Consider the following 15212-nt stretch of genomic DNA (forward strand, 5'->3'; position numbering starts at 1 on the left):
CACGCCTACGGGCGGCGATGCACCACGGATCACTGAAACCCCATAGCCAACGAATCACCCATGTCCGACCGCCATTTCGCCCACTGGCCGCGCATGCTGCCGCGCCACCTCACCGTGCCCGCCACGCACCTCTACCGCAACATCGAAGTCTCGGCCCTGCGCTACCCCGACAAGGCGGCGCTGGTGTTCTACGATTCGGTCGTTTCCTACGCCCGCCTGCAGGACGAAACCGAGCGCCTGGCGGCCCACCTGCAGCAGGTGTGCGGCGTGCGCAAGGGCGACCGCGTGCTGCTCTACATGCAGAACAGCCCACAGTTCGTCATCGGCTTCTACGCCATCCTGCGTGCCGACGCGGTGGTCGTGCCGGTGAACCCGATGAACCTCACCGAGGAACTGCGCCATTACGTGAGCGACGCCGGCGCCCGCACCATTGTTGCGCCGCAAGACCTGTTCGCCCAGGTGCGGCCGCTGCTGCGCGAAGGCCTGGCTGCCGCCGCGGCCGATCCCGCCGCGCCCGGCCTGCGCCATGCCGTGGTGGCGGCCTACAGCGACTACGCCACCGCGCCCACCGATCTGCCGGTGCCGACCTTCGTGCATGCGCCGCGCGAGCCTGTCACCGAGCCCGGCGCCATGCCCTGGACGGACGCACTGGCCGCCGGCCTGCGCCCCGCGCCCATACAGGCCGGTCCCGACGACCTGGCCGTGATGCCCTACACCTCGGGCACCACCGGCCACCCCAAGGGCTGCATGCACACGCACCGCAGCGTGATGTACAACACCGTCGCCGGCACGCAGTGGCTGGGCACGCCGCAGGACGCGGTGTCGCTGGTGGTGCTGCCGCTGTTCCACGTGACCGGCATGCAGAACGGCATGAACGGCTCGCTCTACGTGGGCGCCACCATCGTGTTGCTGCCGCGCTGGGACCGCGACGCCGCCGCGCAGCTCATCCAGCGCTACCGCGTCACCGGCACGCAGATGATCGTGACCATGGTGGTGGATCTGCTGTCCAACCCGCGCCTGGCCGAATACGACCTCTCCAGCATCTGCCGCCTGAGCGGCGGCGGCGCGGCCATGCCCGAGGCCGTGGCCACGCGGCTCAAGGAGCTGTGCCGGCTCGACTACATCGAAGGCTATGGCATGTCCGAAACGATTGCGCCCACGCACATCAACCCGCCCGAGCGGCCCATGAAGCAGTGTCTGGGCATCCCGATCTTCGACGTGGACGCCCGCGTGGTCGACCCGGCCACCCTGGCCGAACTGCCCCCGGGCGAGGTGGGCGAAATCATCGTGCACGGCCCGCAGGTCATGCAGGGCTACTGGGGCCAGCCCCAGGCCACCGAAGCCGCCTTTGTCACCCTGGACGGCAAACGCTTTCTGCGCACCGGCGACCTGGCCCGCACCGACGAGCACGGCTACTTTTACATGGTGGACCGGATCAAGCGCATGATCAATGCCAGCGGCTTCAAGGTCTGGCCGGCCGAGGTGGAAGCGCTGATGTACGCCCACCCCGCCATCCAGGAGGTCTGCGTGATTGCCGCGCGCGACGAGCGCCGCGGCGAGACCGTGAAGGCCGTGGTGGTGCTGCGCGAGGCCTTCAAGGGCCAGGTGAGCGAGCAGGAGATCGTCGACTGGGCGCACGGCCACATGGCAGCCTACAAGAGCCCGCGGATCGTGCAGTTTGCCGACAGCCTGCCCAAATCGGGCACCGGCAAGGTGCAGTGGCGCGCATTGCAGGAGCAGGAGCCTGCACGCACCGCCGGGTGATTTGCCTCGCACACCATCGCAAATTGCTCTATTTATGATAGCTGTCAGCGATTACACATCAAGGGCTGGAGGCCAAAAATGCTTGAAACCATGAACCCTGAGGCCCTCGCCCGCCTGCGCTCCGTGCTGCAAACCCATGTGGACCAGGGCCTGCTGCCCGGCGCCGTGGCCCTGGTGCACCACCGGGGCCAGACCGTGCTGCACGAGGCCGTGGGCCACCAGCGCCCGCCCTCCGCCGAAACGGCAACGCCCGCCATGGCGCCGGACACGGTGTTTCGCATCTACTCGATGACCAAGCCCATCGCCTCGCTGGTGGCGATGATGCTGATGGAAGAAGGCCGCCTGCTGCTGTCGCACCCGGTGGCCCGCTACCTGCCCGCCTTTGCCGCGCAGCAGGTGTACGACCCGGCCACGGGCGCCACCACCCCCGCCCCGCGCGAGGCCACCATGCACGACCTGCTGCGCCACACCGCCGGCCTGAGCTACGCCTGGGACCTGGGCACCGTGCCCGACGCCTACCGCGCCGCGCGCATCGGATCGCGCCGCCACAACAACACCCAACTGGCGGCCGCACTCGGCCCGCTGCCGCTGGTACACGCCCCCGGCACCTGCTGGGAATACAGCCGCGCCACCGATGTGCTGGGCGCTGTGCTGGAGGTGATCGAGGGCGAGCCGCTGGGCGCCATCCTGCAGCGGCGCGTGTTCGGCCCGCTGGGCATGCACGACACCGGTTTTTCGGTGCCCGCAGCGCAGCAGCACCGCCTGGCCGAGCCCTTTGCACTCGACCCGCAGACCGGCCTGAAAGTGGCGCTGATCGACGTGACCGCACCCCCCGTGTTCGAGTCGGCCGGCGGCGGGCTGGTATCCACCGCCCGCGACTACGCACGTTTTCTGCAGCTGATGCTGGGCCGGGGCACCGCACCGGGCCCGGACGGCCCCGTGCGGCTGCTGGGCCGCGCCACGGTGGATTTCATGACGGCCGACCACCTGGGCTCCCTGCCCGTGGCGGGCGACATTCTGCCCACCGGCCACGGCTTTGGCCTGGGCGTGGCCGTGCGCACAGCAGCCGGCCTGGCCACGCGCCCAGGCTCTGCCGGGCAGTACAGCTGGAGCGGCCTCGGGGGCACCTTCTTCTTCGTGGACCCGGTCGAAGACCTGTTTGCCATCCTGCTGACCCAGGCCCCCGGGCAGTTGCGCTACCTTTGCGAGCTGTACCCGGCCCTCGTGTACGCCGCCCTCTGAAAAAAAGGCCCGCCATCTTGCGATGGCGGGCCTTGTGTTCTCGCGCCTGGCTTACTTGGCCAGATCGCTCAGTCGGATCTCGCGGATCTTGCCGTTTTCAACCACGGCCACGCGGGTGTTGGCCGTCGAGCCGCCGCGTTCGTTCACGCCGTTGATGTCGTGCGGGTTGTGCGCATCGGGCAGGGCCTTGAACGCCTTGTCCAGGTTGGCGCGAATGGCCGCTGCATCGCTGGTGCTGCCGGCCATCTTCATGGCCAGCGCAGTGGCGTGCACAGCAGAGTAGTTCAGCGACACCTCCGAGCTCGGGTCGCGGCCCGGGTTGAGCTTGCGGAAGCGCTCCACAAAGGCCTTGGTCACGGCCGTGCTGTCTTCCACCACCGGCAGCACGCCAATCGATCCTTCCAGCGGACCATAGCCGCCGGTGATCTTGCCGATCTCGTCCATCTTGGCCTGGTCGATGATGACGAAGCCGCCCTTGAAGCCCAGCTCGCGCGCCTGCTTGACCACCAGGCCCGTGGGCTCGGAGGCGCCGCCGATGAACAGCACATCGGGCTTGGACGCCAGCACGCGGCTCACGCCGCTGTAGAAGTCGGTGGCACGGTTGTACGACATCGGGTTTTCGGCCACGACCTTGCCGCCGGCCGCTTCCCAGGCGGGCTTGAACGCTGCCGTCCAGGCCTTGGCGTAGTCGTGGTCGGCATTGGCCACGGCCACGTTCTTGCCGTATTTGCCCATGGCGTGGCTCACGAAAGGCTTGATGTAGGAAGTGAACTCGGGCGGAATGCGCAGCGTGAGCTTGTTGCCCTTCTCGGTGATCTGCGGCACGCTGGTGTACGACAGCAGCAGCACCTTTTGCTGCTCATTGATGGCCTGCACGGCGAAGCTGCCCCCCGAGTGCGGCACCAGCACGGCGGCAGCCTTGTGCTCCTGCACCAGGCGCTGGGTGTTGATGGCGGTTTCGGACGGGTTGTACTTGTCGTCCAGGGCGACGACCTCCAGCTTCACTTTCTGGCCCGCCACCTCCAGCCCGGCCTCGTTGATTTCCTTGATGGCCATTTCCATGCCGCTGAGCACGTTTTTGCCGTACAGCGCGGCGCCGCCGCTCAGGGGGCCGGAGTAACCGATCTTGACGACCTGCTGGGCCATGGCCGGGGCAACGCCCAGCAGCGTTGCGGCGAAGGTGCTGGCGCACAGGCGAAGAATGGTCTTGCGTTTCATGCTGTCTCCTAGTGGTGGAAAGAAAGGGGAAATCAGGCGCCGATGTAGGCCTTGCGGACCGCTTCGTTGTTCATGAGGCTCTCGCGGTCGCCTTCCATGACGATGCGGCCGCTCTCGATGACGTAGGCACGGTGCGCGATCTTCAGTGCGGCAAACGCGTTCTGCTCGGCCAGCAGCACCGTGGTGCCGGCCTGGTTGATGCGCTGGATGACCTCGAAGGTCTGCTTGATGACCAGCGGCGCCAGGCCCAGCGAGGGCTCGTCGAGCAGCAGCACCTTGGGTCGGCCCATCAGCGCGCGGCCGATGGCCACCATCTGCTGCTGGCCGCCGCTGAGCGAGCCGGCCGGGTCGTCCTTTTTCTGGTCGAGGATGGGGAACAGCGCCATCACTTCCTCAAGCCGCTGCCGGTTGGCGGCGCCGTCGCCGCGGTGCACGTAGGCGCCGAGCATCAGATTCTTGAGCACCGACATGCCGGGGAACAGCTTGCGCCCCTCGGGGCACTGCACCACGCCGTTGGCCACGATTTGCGAGGGCTTCATGCCCACCAGACTCTTGTCGCCATAGCGGATGCTGCCGCCCGCTGCCTTGTGGATGCCGCTGATGGTGAGAAAGATAGAGCTTTTGCCGGCGCCGTTGGCACCCAGCAGCACCACCAGTTCGCCCTGGCCGGCGTGCAGGCTCACGCCGTTGAGGGCGGTGAAGCTGCCGTAGTTCAGCGAAACGTTCTCAAGCGTCAGCATGCTCGCTCCCCAGGTAGGCATCGATCACGGCCGGGTTGGCGCGGATCTCGGCGGGCGTGCCTTCGGCGATTTTTTCGCCGTAGCTGAGCACGAGAATCTTGTCGGCCAGGCTCATGATCATGTTCATCTTGTGTTCGATCAGGCAAACGGTCAGGCCGCTTTGCACCATCTTGCGGATGAGGTCGGCCAGGCCCTGGGTTTCATCGGGGTTCACGCCGCCGGCGGGCTCATCGAGCAGCAGCAGGCGCGGGCCAGTGGACAGGGCCAGCGCAAAGGCCACACGCTTGCGCTCTTCCTGCGAGATGTCGCCCGCCATGCGGTTTTCGAGGTGCGAGAGGCCGACGAAGTTCAGCGCGTCGCGCGCTTTTTCGCGGCAGATGCGCTCTTCCTCGCGCAGCAGGCTGGAGCCGCGCAGCACGTCCAGCAGGCCCGATTTGGTGCGCAGGCGGTGGCCGACGATGAGGTTGTCGAGCACCGAGGCCATGTCGAACAGCGCCGTGGTCTGGAAAGTGCGTGCCACGCCCAGGTGCGCCACCTGGTCGGTGCGCAACGAGGTCACGTCACGGCCTTCGAGCGTGATGGTGCCCGAGGTGGGGCGGTGCACGCCGCTGATGAGGTTGAAGAACGTCGTCTTGCCCGCACCGTTGGGGCCGATGATGGCGTTGATCTTGCCCGTCTCGATGAGAGTGCTGACGTTGTTGACTGCCGCCAGCCCGCCAAAGCGCTTGGTGAGATGTTCAATCTTGAGCATGCTGGCCTCCCTGTGCGGCGCGGCGCGCACGCCAGCCCAGATAAGTGCCCACGATGCCGTGCGGGACAAAAATCACCAGCAGCACCAGGATGGGCCCGAAAACGAGGAAACGATACTCTTGCAAAAACTGCAGGTACTGCGTGAGCCAGGGCATGGCCAGCGCGCCCAGCAGCGGCCCCAGCAGGGTGCCCAGGCCACCGATGATCATGTACATGGTCATGTCAAAGGTGTGCTCGACACCGGCCACACCGGGGCCAATGAAGCGCACATAGCCCGCATACAGGCCGCCCGCCATACCCGCATAAAAAACCGACAGCATGAAAGCCAGCGTCTTGTTGCGCATGAGGTTGATGCCCAGCGACTCGGCCAGTTCATCGCTGTTGCGGATGGCCATGAAAGTGCGGCCCAGCAGCGAGTTGACGATGCGGCGCATGGCCCACAACCCAACCACCAGCCAGAAGAACACCAGGTAGTACAGCGCCAGCGGCGTGTCGAAGCGGATCGCGCCAATCGGTTCGGGCGCCGGGATGCCCATGATGCCCACGGTACCGTGCGTCAGCCCTTCCCACTTTTCGATCACCAGAAACATGATGTAACCCACGCACAGCGTGAAGATCGAGAAGTAGTGCCCCTTGAGCCGCAGCGACAGGATGCCGATGAAGTAGCCCAGGAACGCCGTGACCACGCCCGACAGCGCAAAGGCGCCCCAGAACGACCAGCCGTGGTCCACCGTGAGGATGCCCACGGTGTAGGCCCCCACGGCCATGAAGCCCGCGTGCGCCAGGTTGAACTGCCCGGTATAGCCGGTGATGAGGTTCAGCCCGATGGTGGCAATGGCGAAGATATAGGCCGTGCCCATCACCGTGAGGTGGTAGTCGTTGCCCGTGAACAGCGGAAACAGCAGGCCCGCGGCCAGCAGCAGGGCCCAGCCCAGTTTGCCTTGGAGATAAGCCATGGTCAGCGCACTCCCTTGGTGAACAGGCCCTGCGGGCGCAGCGACAAAATGAACACCAGCAGCATGAAAGCGATGATGTCTTTGTAGTCGGTGGAGATGTAGAAGGCGCCAAAGCTCTCGGCAAACCCGATGATCAGGCCGCCCACAATGGCGCCCGGCACGCTGCCCATGCCGCCCAGGATGATGATGACGAAGGCCTTGGTGATCACCAGGTGCCCCATGGCCGGGTACACGAGGTTGATGGGCGCATACAGCGTGGCCGCCACGGCGGCAAGCACACCCGAGATGGCGAAGGTGAGCATGGCCACGCGGTTGGCATCAATGCCCACCAGTGAAGCGCCATCGCGGTTCTGCGCCATGGCGATGATGGTCGAGCCCATCACCGTCTTCTTCAGGAACAGGTGCAGCACCACCATCAGCGTGAACGCGGCACCGATGATCAGCAGGCGCTGCACCGGTGCCGTGACGCCCGCCAGGTCGATGATGCCGTTGTAGGGCGTCTGCATGCGGTGGAAGTCGGCGCCCCAGATGGCCTGCGCGGCAGCCTCCAGAAACAGCAGCACGCCGATGGCCGCGATCATGGGGTGCAGGCCCGAGGCGTTGCGCAGCGGGTGGAACACCAGACGCTCGGCCAGCACCGCGATCAAGGCCACGCACAGGGCGGAGCCCCCCATGGCCAGCCAGTAGTTCCAGCCCCAGGCCGACATGAGGTGAAAGGACACGAAGGCGCCGAACATGTAGAAGGCGCCGTGGGCAAAGTTGGGCACGTGCAGGATGCCGTACACCAGCGTCAGGCCCAGGGCCACCAGGCCATAGATACCGCCCAGCGTCAGGCCGTTGAGCACCTGTTGCAAAAACATTTCCATCACCTGGCCCTCCTGGCGGTGGAATGGGCAGGGCACCAGGCCCGCCCATCATGCTGCGGCGACCTTGCCCTGCGGGCATCTGGCCCCAAGTCCGGGAGTTTCTGCATCATCTGGCTCCTGAAGGTTGTCCGGGCGTTACGCGCCGGAATTTGAGGTGAGTGCCGACACAGCTTAGCGCGCGACATACGTGGCCAGAGGATGAATTCTGCATTGCGGAACGACTGCAGGGTAAACACCCATGAACGAACGGCACTTCAAGTCGCACAGATGACTTTTGGCAGCTGTTACTGATTTTTGCAGCCGTCTTTGGGGTACCGCCCTGCAACCAGCAGGCGCCTACATTCCGTATTGCAGAATCCCGAATGGCACGTCAGCCGCCTATGCCAAGCGCACGGGCACGTTCGGATTTGCAGCGATCACCGCTATCGGTTTGCGGTGCGTTTCAGTTGTGGTTTCAGCGCCTGCCAGTCGAGAACGACCTGTGATGTTCCAAACCCGGGACTGGTTTTGTGGTCATTTGCGCGCCATCGGCCACGGCAAGGACGTGATCATCCGCGGCTGCGACAACATTCCGGTGGTCTAGGTCGAATCGCTGCTCTGCCGCCACCCGGCCAACGCCATGGCCGCCATCGTGGCCTACCCCCGACGAGCGCCTGGGCGAGCGCGTCTGCGCCGTGGTGGCGCCCAAGCCCGGGCAAGCCATTGTCCCGCCACGACTGGTGCAGATTCTGAAAGACCAGAAGACTGCCGAGCAGTCCATCCCCGAGCGCCTGATCGCGCACGATGCGATGCCCTCCACACCGTCTGGAACGATCAAGAAGTTCAAGCATGCGCGACATGCTGCGCGAAGAAAGCCTGCAGCCACCGTCACCCCCCGCCAATCGGGCTTCAGACCAGCTGAAATCCCTTGCCCTGCAAACGCACCGGCGCGCCTTCGGGCACAGGCTGCGAGCGCGTGAAGCGGCGCACCGAGCCATCGTCCATGCGAACGCGCACCTCGTACACCGTCTGGGTGCGGGTGCGCTGCTCTACCGTGTGGCCCACGTAACCGCCGCCCACAGCGCCCAGCACCGTGGCGGCTGTGCGGCCCGAGCCCTTGCCCACCTGGTTGCCCACTACCGCGCCCAGCACGCCACCGGCCAACGCGCCCACGCCCGTAGCGGGGGCTGCGTGCTGCACGGCCTGCACCGATTCAATGCGGCCGCAAACCGCACACACCGGGGCCCGGGCCATTTCATGGCGCGCATCCCGCCCGGGGGCTTCGTCGTACCGCGACTGCTGCGGCGCTTGCGGGTAAACGCGGGCGGCAGCCCGTTGCACCGGCGCTGGGGCAAGCGCCCGGCTTGCTCCGTATTCAGGAGCTGCTTGCGCACGCTGGTTAAGCGCTACAGGCCTTTTTTCATCAATTATTTCTGACTCTGGCGTGCGCGGCGCAGGCGACGCCAGGGCCTCGCGTTCGGACACCGCGCCCGGGCGCTGCTGCGCCACCAGGGTTGCGCCCAGCGCCAGCACGCACAGGCCCAGCGCGGCAATGGCCGCCCACAGCCATTTCAGTGGAACGCCTGCCGGGGTTGTGGCCAAGGGTGCGCTGGGCACCGCAGAGGGGGTTGGTTGCATGGTTGTTGCCTTTCTCGACAGATCGAAACGTTCGTCTGCAACACGGGTCGCAGGTCTGCCTTGAAGTTACACACTGCGCTGCTCGGAACGCACACCACCCATGTAAGCGGGGGTAAGAACCTTCAGCAATTTCTCATTGCGGCGCGGTGGGACCCAGCGCTTCTTCGTAGGCACGCGCGCACCCGGCAGAAAACAGCAACACCGCCGACGAGAAATAGATCCACATCAGCAGCACCACCAGCGAACCGGCCGCCCCGTAAGCCGAAACCACCGCCGCAGTCGACAGATAAACCGCCAGCACATGCCGCCCCGCCGTGAACAGCGAGGCCCCCATGAACGCACCCAGCCACAGATACCGCAGCCGGGGCTTGGGGCCCGCACTCATGCGCATCAGGCCCACAAATAGGGCCGCGCACACGGCAAACGAGGTGGCTTCGTTGAGCACCCGCAGCAGTGGAGCGATGGGCAACCAGTTGCCTGCCCAGCCCGTGAACAGGTTCAGCAGCGTCGAGACGGCCAGCGACACCAGCAGAAGAAAGCCAAACGCCAGCACATAGGCCACGCCGCGCAGGCGCAGCGAAGCACCGTGCCACCACGGCAGCGGGGGCACCTCCTCGTGCCCGTGGGTCCACAGCCGCTGCAGCGCAGACTGCAGCTCGCCAAACACCCCGGTGGCGCCAAACAGCAGCACCAAAAAGCCCAGCAACGAGGCCAGCAACCCCTGCGAGGGCTCCTGGGCGCTGCTCAGGGCCTGGCGAATCACCGCCGCACCCTGCTCGCCCACGATGGTGCCAATCTGCGCAATCAACCCCTGCTGCAGGCTGTCGCGGTCCAGCCACCAACCCAGCCCGGCCACCAGCAGCACCAGCAAAGGCGCCAGGCTCAAGATGCCGTAAAACGACATCGCCGCGCTCATGCGGGCGCCGTCGGCATCTGCCCACAACCACACCGCCCGCCGCACGGGAAGCAGCATACGGACGCGGTGCACCACCGCCAGCGCGGGCTTGTCATCTTGAGGGGCATTCATGCGCGCAAGCCTACAGGCATACGGCCTGGTTGCCCATCAGACAGACAGGGAAGCCGGGGTAGTCCACCTCCCACAGCAACGCCTGCCCGGTGGGCTGCAGCGGTGCCGGGCTGCGCTGCGCTTCAAGGCGCTGAACAAGGCACGGCGTAACGCACGGGCGACCGCACCCCGGGGCACCACCGTACACTCGGCCTGAAGTTGGGCAGTCAAGAAAACAGGACACCATTTATGCAGATTCGCTGCGCACTCGTCGGCATGCCCGGCTCGGGCAAATCCACCGTCGGTCGGCAGCTGGCCCACCGGGCCGGGGTGCCGTTCATTGACCTGGACCATTGGTTGGAAAAGACCATTGGCACCACCATCCGCAGCTTCTTCGAGACGGAAGGCGAGGCACGCTTTCGCGACCTTGAGGCGCAGGCACTGGCCGAAATCACGCAGCAGCCCGGCGGCATGGTGCTGTCCACCGGCGGCGGCGCCGTGCTGCGCCCCGAAAACCGCGAGGTGCTGCGCCAGTTTGGCAACGTGCTGTATCTGCGCGCATCGCCTGAAGAAATCTTCAAACGCGTCAAGCACGACAAAACGCGCCCCCTGCTGCAGGGCGGCAACCCCATGGGAAAGCTGCGCGACCTGTACGCCCAACGCGACCCCCTGTACCGGGAAACCGCGCACTACGTCATCGAGACAGGGCGGCCGTCGGTGAGCACGCTGGTCAACATGGTGATGATGCAGCTGGAGATGGCGCAAAGCGCTGTGGTGGCTGCGCCATCCACCCCCGGCACCGAGCAGCCCTCTGACACCGCCCCCTGAAACGAAAAAAGGGGGCCCAAGCCCCCTTGGTGCGATCACCGCACCGGAACGATACAGGTTCTCACGCTTGTTTTTGCTTGCGGCGCGATGCAGCCGCCGCACCCGCCAGGGCCAGGCCCAGCAGGGCCAGGGAGCCCGGCTCGGGAACCTGAATGGACTCCACCTTCACCACCATGTCCTGGAAGTCATTGTCGGTGCCGTCTTCAAAGGCAAAAATCCAGTTGGTCGATGTGCCGCCCTGGAACGCCAGAAAATCGGTGACTCCGCCCTGGTTCATGCTGTCAATGGAATAGGCGATTTTTCCCGCACCTGTGGCGAAATAAAAGCCGAAGCTGTCGGGATTGATCAGCGCGTTGGAGAAGAGGCCGCAATTGACCTGTGTGCCGCACGCGCTCTGGAAGGTGGGGCCAGCGGAAATGATCATCTGACCATCGCCGATCCCGATGCCGACGGCACTTTGCTGCAGTGTGTTGGGCGCCCCTACCGCACCGCCAAAAAACAGGTCAACGGTGTAAATGCTGGAGGTATCGGTACCAAACCACATGCCAAATTTCTGGCTGGCAGCGCCACCGGTCTGTTCGATGATCAACGTAGGAATGGTGGTGGCCGAACCCGTCGCAGAGCCCCACAGGCCTGCCGCGCTCTGGTTGTTGGCCGCGCTCACCGCGCCGGTGCCAAACACGCTGTTCAAAACGGTTTGCAGTGATTGCTCGCCTGCAGGGGTGGCACCAAGAACCACGGGGCGCACGTTGGTGTTGACAATCGGCACCGCATGAACGGCTGCAGAAATGAACATGCCGGCGACGATGGCTGCAACGGTTTTGAATTTCATGGCCTGAACCCCTTGTATGTAACCACTGAAAACTGCGGTTTCAACTTACAAAAGCACACACCATGCCATCCAATGAAATCAATGACTTACGCGAAAATTTACCTCGGATTGTAAAAATATCCGACGCCTTTTACCCCTTTGGCATCAGCCCCCGCTGACGAACAAAAGCCCCGCATGCGGGGCTTTTGACTTTTCATAGAAAACGGCTTCTAGCGCTTTAGCAGCAAGCGCCACCAGCTATTAATTACATAGCATCACAAGTTCGGGGCCAGCAGCCTTGCCAGCACCGCCTCGTCCATCCCACGGCGCAGGGCCATGTCGTGCAGCTGGTCTTCGCCGATCTTGCCGACGTTGAAATACACCGCCTCGGGGTGGCCGATGTAAAAGCCGCTCACGCTGGCGGCGGGGGTCATGGCCAGGCTCTCGGTGAGCGACATGCCGATTTCCTCGCACTGCAGCTGCCTAAACAGGTCGGTCTTGGCGCTGTGGTCGGGGCAGGCGGGGTAGCCGGGGGCGGGGCGGATGCCCTGGTATTTCTCGGCAATCATGTCGTCGTTGCTCAGCTGCTCCTGCGCGGCATAGCCCCACAGGTCGGTGCGCACGCGGTGGTGCAGGCATTCGGCAAAGGCCTCGGCCAGGCGGTCGGCCAGGCTCTTGAACAGGATGGCCGAGTAGTCGTCCAGCGCGTCGACGAAGGCTTGTTCCTTCTTCTCGATGCCCAGCCCGGCCGTCACGGCGAACATGCCGGCGTAGTCGGCAATGCCGCTGCTTTTGGGCGCCACGAAGTCGGCCAGGCACCGGCTGGGGCGCATCACGCCGTCTATCACATGCTTTTCGGTCTGCTGGCGCAGGCCGTACCAGGTCATGGCGACTTCGGTGCGGGTGTCGTCGGTGTAGAACTCGATGTCGTCATCGTTCACGCTGTTGGCGGGCAGCAGCGCCATCACGCCGCTGGCGGTGAGCCACCGGCCTTCGATGATCTTTTTCAGCATGGCCTGGCCGTCGGCGAACACGCGCGTGGCTTCCACGCCCACCACTTCGTCGGTCAGGATGGCGGGGTACGGGCCGGCCAGGTCCCAGGTCTGGAAGAACGGGCCCCAGTCGATGTATTTCGCCAGCTCGGCCAGGTCGAAGTTCTTGAACACGCGGCGGCCCAGGGCGCGGGGCCGGGCGCTCTGGTAGGCAGACCAATCCACGGGCGTCTTGTTGGCGCGCGCCTTGGCCAGGGGCCACAGCGGCACCTGCTTTTTGTTGGCGTGCTGGGTGCGCACCTTGTCGTAGTCGGCGTTGATCTCTGCCACGTAGCTCTCGACACCGTCGCCCAGCAGGCTTTGCGCCACGCTCACGCTGCGCGAGGCATCGGGCACATAGACCACGGGGCCTTCGTAGTGCGGCGCGATCTTGACGGCGGTGTGCACGCGCGAGCAGGTGGCGCCGCCAATCAGCAGCGGGATCTTCTTGATGCGGAAGTGTTCGTCCTTCTGCATTTCGCCGGCCACATACTGCATTTCTTCGAGGCTGGGCGTGATCAGGCCCGACAGACCCACGATGTCGGCCCCCTCGACCTTGGCGCGCGCCAAAATTTCATGGCAGGGCACCATCACGCCCATATTCACCACCTCGAAGTTATTGCACTGCAAAACCACGGTGACGATGTTCTTGCCGATGTCGTGCACGTCGCCCTTCACGGTGGCGATGACGATCTTGCCCTTGCTGCGCACGTCACGCCCGGCGGCCTCGTCCTGGCGCTTTTCTTCCTCGATGTACGGAATCAGGTGGGCCACGGCCAGCTTCATCACGCGGGCGCTTTTCACCACCTGCGGCAAGAACATCTTGCCGGCGCCAAACAAGTCGCCCACCACGTTCATGCCGTCCATCAGCGGGCCTTCGATGACGTGCAGCGGGCGGCCGCCCTTGGCCAGGATGTCGCGGTAGGCCTCTTCGGTGTCTTCGGTGATGAAGTCGGTGATGCCGTGCACCAGCGCGTGCGACAGGCGCTCGCCCACGGTCTTGGGGTGCTCGGGCGTGCCGCGCCATTCGAGCCGTTTGCTCTCGTCCTTGGCGCCGCTCTTGGCGGTTTCGGCGATCTCGACCAGGCGCTCGCCTGCGTCAGGGCGGCGATTGAGCACCACGTCTTCCACGCGCTCGCGCAGCACGGGTTCGAGGTCGTCGTACACGCCCACCATGCCCGCGTTGACGATGCCCATGTCCATGCCGGCCTGGATGGCGTGGTACAGGAACACGGTGTGGATGGCCTCGCGCACGGGGTCGTTGCCACGGAAGCTGAACGACACGTTGCTCACGCCGCCCGACACCTTGGCGCCCGGCAGGTGCTGCTTGATCCAGCGCGTGGCGTTGATGAAATCGACCGCGTAGTTGTTGTGCTCTTCGATGCCGGTGGCCACGGCAAAGATGTTGGGGTCAAAAATGATGTCTTCGGGCGGGAATCCCACTTCATCGACCAGGATGCGGTAGGCGCGCTCACAGATTTCGATCTTGCGCTCGTAGGTGTCGGCCTGGCCTTTCTCGTCAAACGCCATCACCACGGCGGCGGCGCCATAGCGGCGCACCAGGCGCGCCTCGTGCCGGAACTTTTCCTCGCCCTCTTTCATGGAAATCGAGTTGACGATGCCCTTGCCCTGGATGCAGCGCAGCCCGGCCTCGATCACCTCCCACTTGGAGCTGTCCACCATGATGGGCACGCGCGCAATGTCGGGCTCGGAGGCGATCAGTTGCAGAAAGCGCACCATGGCGGCCTTGCTGTCGAGCATGGCCTCGTCCATGTTGATGTCGATGACCTGCGCGCCGTTTTCGACCTGCTGGCGCGCCACGGCCAGGGCCTCTTCGTACTGGCCATTCAGAATCATGCGGGCAAACGCCTTGGAGCCCGTGACATTGGTGCGCTCGCCGATGTTGACGAACAGGGCGCCCTCGCCAATGGACACCGGCTCCAGGCCGGACAGCTTCATGGGGGGCAGCGAAATAGCAGACATAGGGCTCACCTGTGCAGAAACACGAAATAACAGGTGAGCGTCGTTGCTAAAAAAGTGCCGAAAGATCCCAAGCCTGACGGCGCCGCATCGTCAATGAGACGGGAGGCCGCTGCAACGCTCCTTGGGAGCCCTCAATTCTACCGGCTCAGGTTCCTGTCAACCTGTCCAGTTCTGGCCCCGCACGGGGGACATCGCAAGCGCGGCACCAATCAACGAAGAGCATTACGTCCACGTAACTTTCGCCGCGCTCTATCTTGGATACGAATGACTGCCCCACCCCCAACCGCTCGGCCAACTGCACCTGCGAAAGACCAGCTTTCTTTCGCAGTGCAGCCAGACCCTCCCGAAGGGCCTGGTAACGCGGGTGATAGACAGTTATCGGCACCCGCGCATGCTTTAC

At 64.9% G+C, this 15212-nt stretch carries 14 protein-coding genes and 1 riboswitch; of the genes, 4 read left to right on the plus strand and 10 right to left on the minus strand.

The features are described from left to right. Window positions 1–60 precede the first annotated feature (60 nt). Window positions 61–1764 (plus strand): long-chain fatty acid--CoA ligase, encoded by a 1704-nt coding sequence (locus B7Y64_RS00545; protein WP_111865929.1) that lies wholly within the window; start codon window positions 61–63, stop codon window positions 1762–1764. A gap of 90 nt (window positions 1765–1854) precedes the next feature. Beyond that, complete coding sequence (locus B7Y64_RS00550) at window positions 1855–3006, plus strand: serine hydrolase domain-containing protein (protein WP_291328272.1); 1152 nt, start codon at window positions 1855–1857, stop codon at window positions 3004–3006. Between the two features lie 51 nt (window positions 3007–3057). Here the strand turns inward: B7Y64_RS00550 and B7Y64_RS00555 are convergent, their stop codons facing one another. The 5 genes from B7Y64_RS00555 to B7Y64_RS00575 are packed head-to-tail and all read right to left on the minus strand — an operon-like array spanning window position 3058 to window position 7536. Beyond that, on the minus strand, window positions 3058–4224 hold the full coding sequence (locus B7Y64_RS00555; RefSeq protein WP_291326603.1) for an ABC transporter substrate-binding protein: 1167 nt from the start codon (window positions 4222–4224) through the stop codon (window positions 3058–3060). A gap of 32 nt (window positions 4225–4256) precedes the next feature. After that, window positions 4257–4964: an ABC transporter ATP-binding protein gene (locus tag B7Y64_RS00560; protein ID WP_114654642.1), complete on the minus strand. Its 708-nt coding sequence runs from the start codon at window positions 4962–4964 to the stop codon at window positions 4257–4259. Further along, complete coding sequence (locus B7Y64_RS00565; RefSeq protein ID WP_114654684.1) at window positions 4951–5715, minus strand: ABC transporter ATP-binding protein; 765 nt, start codon at window positions 5713–5715, stop codon at window positions 4951–4953. The genes B7Y64_RS00560 and B7Y64_RS00565 overlap by 14 nt, the downstream gene beginning before the upstream one ends. Further along, the gene (locus tag B7Y64_RS00570; RefSeq protein WP_024813645.1) at window positions 5702–6670 is read right to left on the minus strand and encodes a branched-chain amino acid ABC transporter permease; all 969 of its coding nucleotides are present in this window, start codon (window positions 6668–6670) and stop codon (window positions 5702–5704) included. Before B7Y64_RS00570 ends, B7Y64_RS00565 begins: the two co-directional genes overlap by 14 nt. A gap of 2 nt (window positions 6671–6672) precedes the next feature. Beyond that, window positions 6673–7536, minus strand: a complete 864-nt coding sequence (locus B7Y64_RS00575) for a branched-chain amino acid ABC transporter permease (RefSeq protein ID WP_291328144.1) — start codon at window positions 7534–7536, stop codon at window positions 6673–6675. Window positions 7537–7810: 274 nt separating this feature from the next. Here B7Y64_RS00575 and B7Y64_RS00580 point away from each other — a divergent pair, with 274 nt between their 5' ends. Continuing rightward, complete coding sequence (locus B7Y64_RS00580) at window positions 7811–8119, plus strand: hypothetical protein (protein WP_291328146.1); 309 nt, start codon at window positions 7811–7813, stop codon at window positions 8117–8119. Window positions 8120–8424: 305 nt separating this feature from the next. Here the strand turns inward: B7Y64_RS00580 and B7Y64_RS00585 are convergent, their stop codons facing one another. Continuing rightward, on the minus strand, window positions 8425–9153 hold the full coding sequence (locus B7Y64_RS00585; protein ID WP_291328148.1) for a glycine zipper 2TM domain-containing protein: 729 nt from the start codon (window positions 9151–9153) through the stop codon (window positions 8425–8427). A gap of 133 nt (window positions 9154–9286) precedes the next feature. Beyond that, window positions 9287–10180 carry a YihY/virulence factor BrkB family protein gene (locus B7Y64_RS00590; protein WP_291328150.1) on the minus strand — a complete coding sequence of 298 codons (894 nt, stop codon included), beginning with the start codon at window positions 10178–10180 and terminating at the stop codon, window positions 9287–9289. Between the two features lie 228 nt (window positions 10181–10408). Between B7Y64_RS00590 and B7Y64_RS00595 the strand changes: the two genes are divergently transcribed. Continuing rightward, entirely contained in the window at window positions 10409–10987 is a 579-nt protein-coding gene (locus B7Y64_RS00595) for a shikimate kinase (RefSeq protein ID WP_291328152.1), read from the plus strand. A 61-nt stretch (window positions 10988–11048) separates the two neighbouring features. On the opposite strand, the gene B7Y64_RS00600 is transcribed toward B7Y64_RS00595, so the two are convergent. From B7Y64_RS00600 to B7Y64_RS00610, 3 genes are all read right to left on the minus strand, one after another. Beyond that, the gene (locus B7Y64_RS00600) at window positions 11049–11819 is read right to left on the minus strand and encodes a PEP-CTERM sorting domain-containing protein (RefSeq protein WP_291328154.1); all 771 of its coding nucleotides are present in this window, start codon (window positions 11817–11819) and stop codon (window positions 11049–11051) included. Window positions 11820–12073: 254 nt separating this feature from the next. Then, the gene (gene metH, locus B7Y64_RS00605) at window positions 12074–14812 is read right to left on the minus strand and encodes a methionine synthase (protein ID WP_291325432.1); all 2739 of its coding nucleotides are present in this window, start codon (window positions 14810–14812) and stop codon (window positions 12074–12076) included. A gap of 28 nt (window positions 14813–14840) precedes the next feature. After that, a riboswitch (S-adenosyl-L-homocysteine riboswitch) is annotated at window positions 14841–14941 on the minus strand. Window positions 14942–14957: 16 nt separating this feature from the next. Further along, on the minus strand, window positions 14958–15197 hold the full coding sequence (locus B7Y64_RS00610; protein ID WP_198847994.1) for a helix-turn-helix transcriptional regulator: 240 nt from the start codon (window positions 15195–15197) through the stop codon (window positions 14958–14960). Window positions 15198–15212: the final 15 nt, after the last annotated feature.

Origin of the sequence: Acidovorax sp. 35-64-16, assembly GCF_002281195.1 — a bacterium.
Lineage (GTDB): Bacteria > Pseudomonadota > Gammaproteobacteria > Burkholderiales > Burkholderiaceae_C > Acidovorax > Acidovorax defluvii.

Excerpts from the sequence above, each read along its gene's own strand:
- B7Y64_RS00565 (WP_114654684.1), bottom strand. The coding sequence starts at position 5,715 with ATGCTCAAGATTGAACATCTCACCAAGCGCTTTGGCGGGCTGGCGGCA.
- B7Y64_RS00555 (WP_291326603.1), bottom strand. The coding sequence starts at position 4,224 with ATGAAACGCAAGACCATTCTTCGCCTGTGCGCCAGCACCTTCGCCGCA.
- B7Y64_RS00595 (WP_291328152.1), top strand. The coding sequence starts at position 10,409 with ATGCAGATTCGCTGCGCACTCGTCGGCATGCCCGGCTCGGGCAAATCC.
- B7Y64_RS00570 (WP_024813645.1), bottom strand. The coding sequence starts at position 6,670 with ATGGCTTATCTCCAAGGCAAACTGGGCTGGGCCCTGCTGCTGGCCGCG.
- B7Y64_RS00575 (WP_291328144.1), bottom strand. The coding sequence starts at position 7,536 with ATGGAAATGTTTTTGCAACAGGTGCTCAACGGCCTGACGCTGGGCGGT.
- B7Y64_RS00600 (WP_291328154.1), bottom strand. The coding sequence starts at position 11,819 with ATGAAATTCAAAACCGTTGCAGCCATCGTCGCCGGCATGTTCATTTCT.
- metH (WP_291325432.1), bottom strand. The coding sequence starts at position 14,812 with ATGTCTGCTATTTCGCTGCCCCCCATGAAGCTGTCCGGCCTGGAGCCG.
- B7Y64_RS00550 (WP_291328272.1), top strand. The coding sequence starts at position 1,855 with ATGAACCCTGAGGCCCTCGCCCGCCTGCGCTCCGTGCTGCAAACCCAT.
- B7Y64_RS00585 (WP_291328148.1), bottom strand. The coding sequence starts at position 9,153 with ATGCAACCAACCCCCTCTGCGGTGCCCAGCGCACCCTTGGCCACAACC.
- B7Y64_RS00590 (WP_291328150.1), bottom strand. The coding sequence starts at position 10,180 with ATGAATGCCCCTCAAGATGACAAGCCCGCGCTGGCGGTGGTGCACCGC.
- B7Y64_RS00560 (WP_114654642.1), bottom strand. The coding sequence starts at position 4,964 with ATGCTGACGCTTGAGAACGTTTCGCTGAACTACGGCAGCTTCACCGCC.
- B7Y64_RS00545 (WP_111865929.1), top strand. The coding sequence starts at position 61 with ATGTCCGACCGCCATTTCGCCCACTGGCCGCGCATGCTGCCGCGCCAC.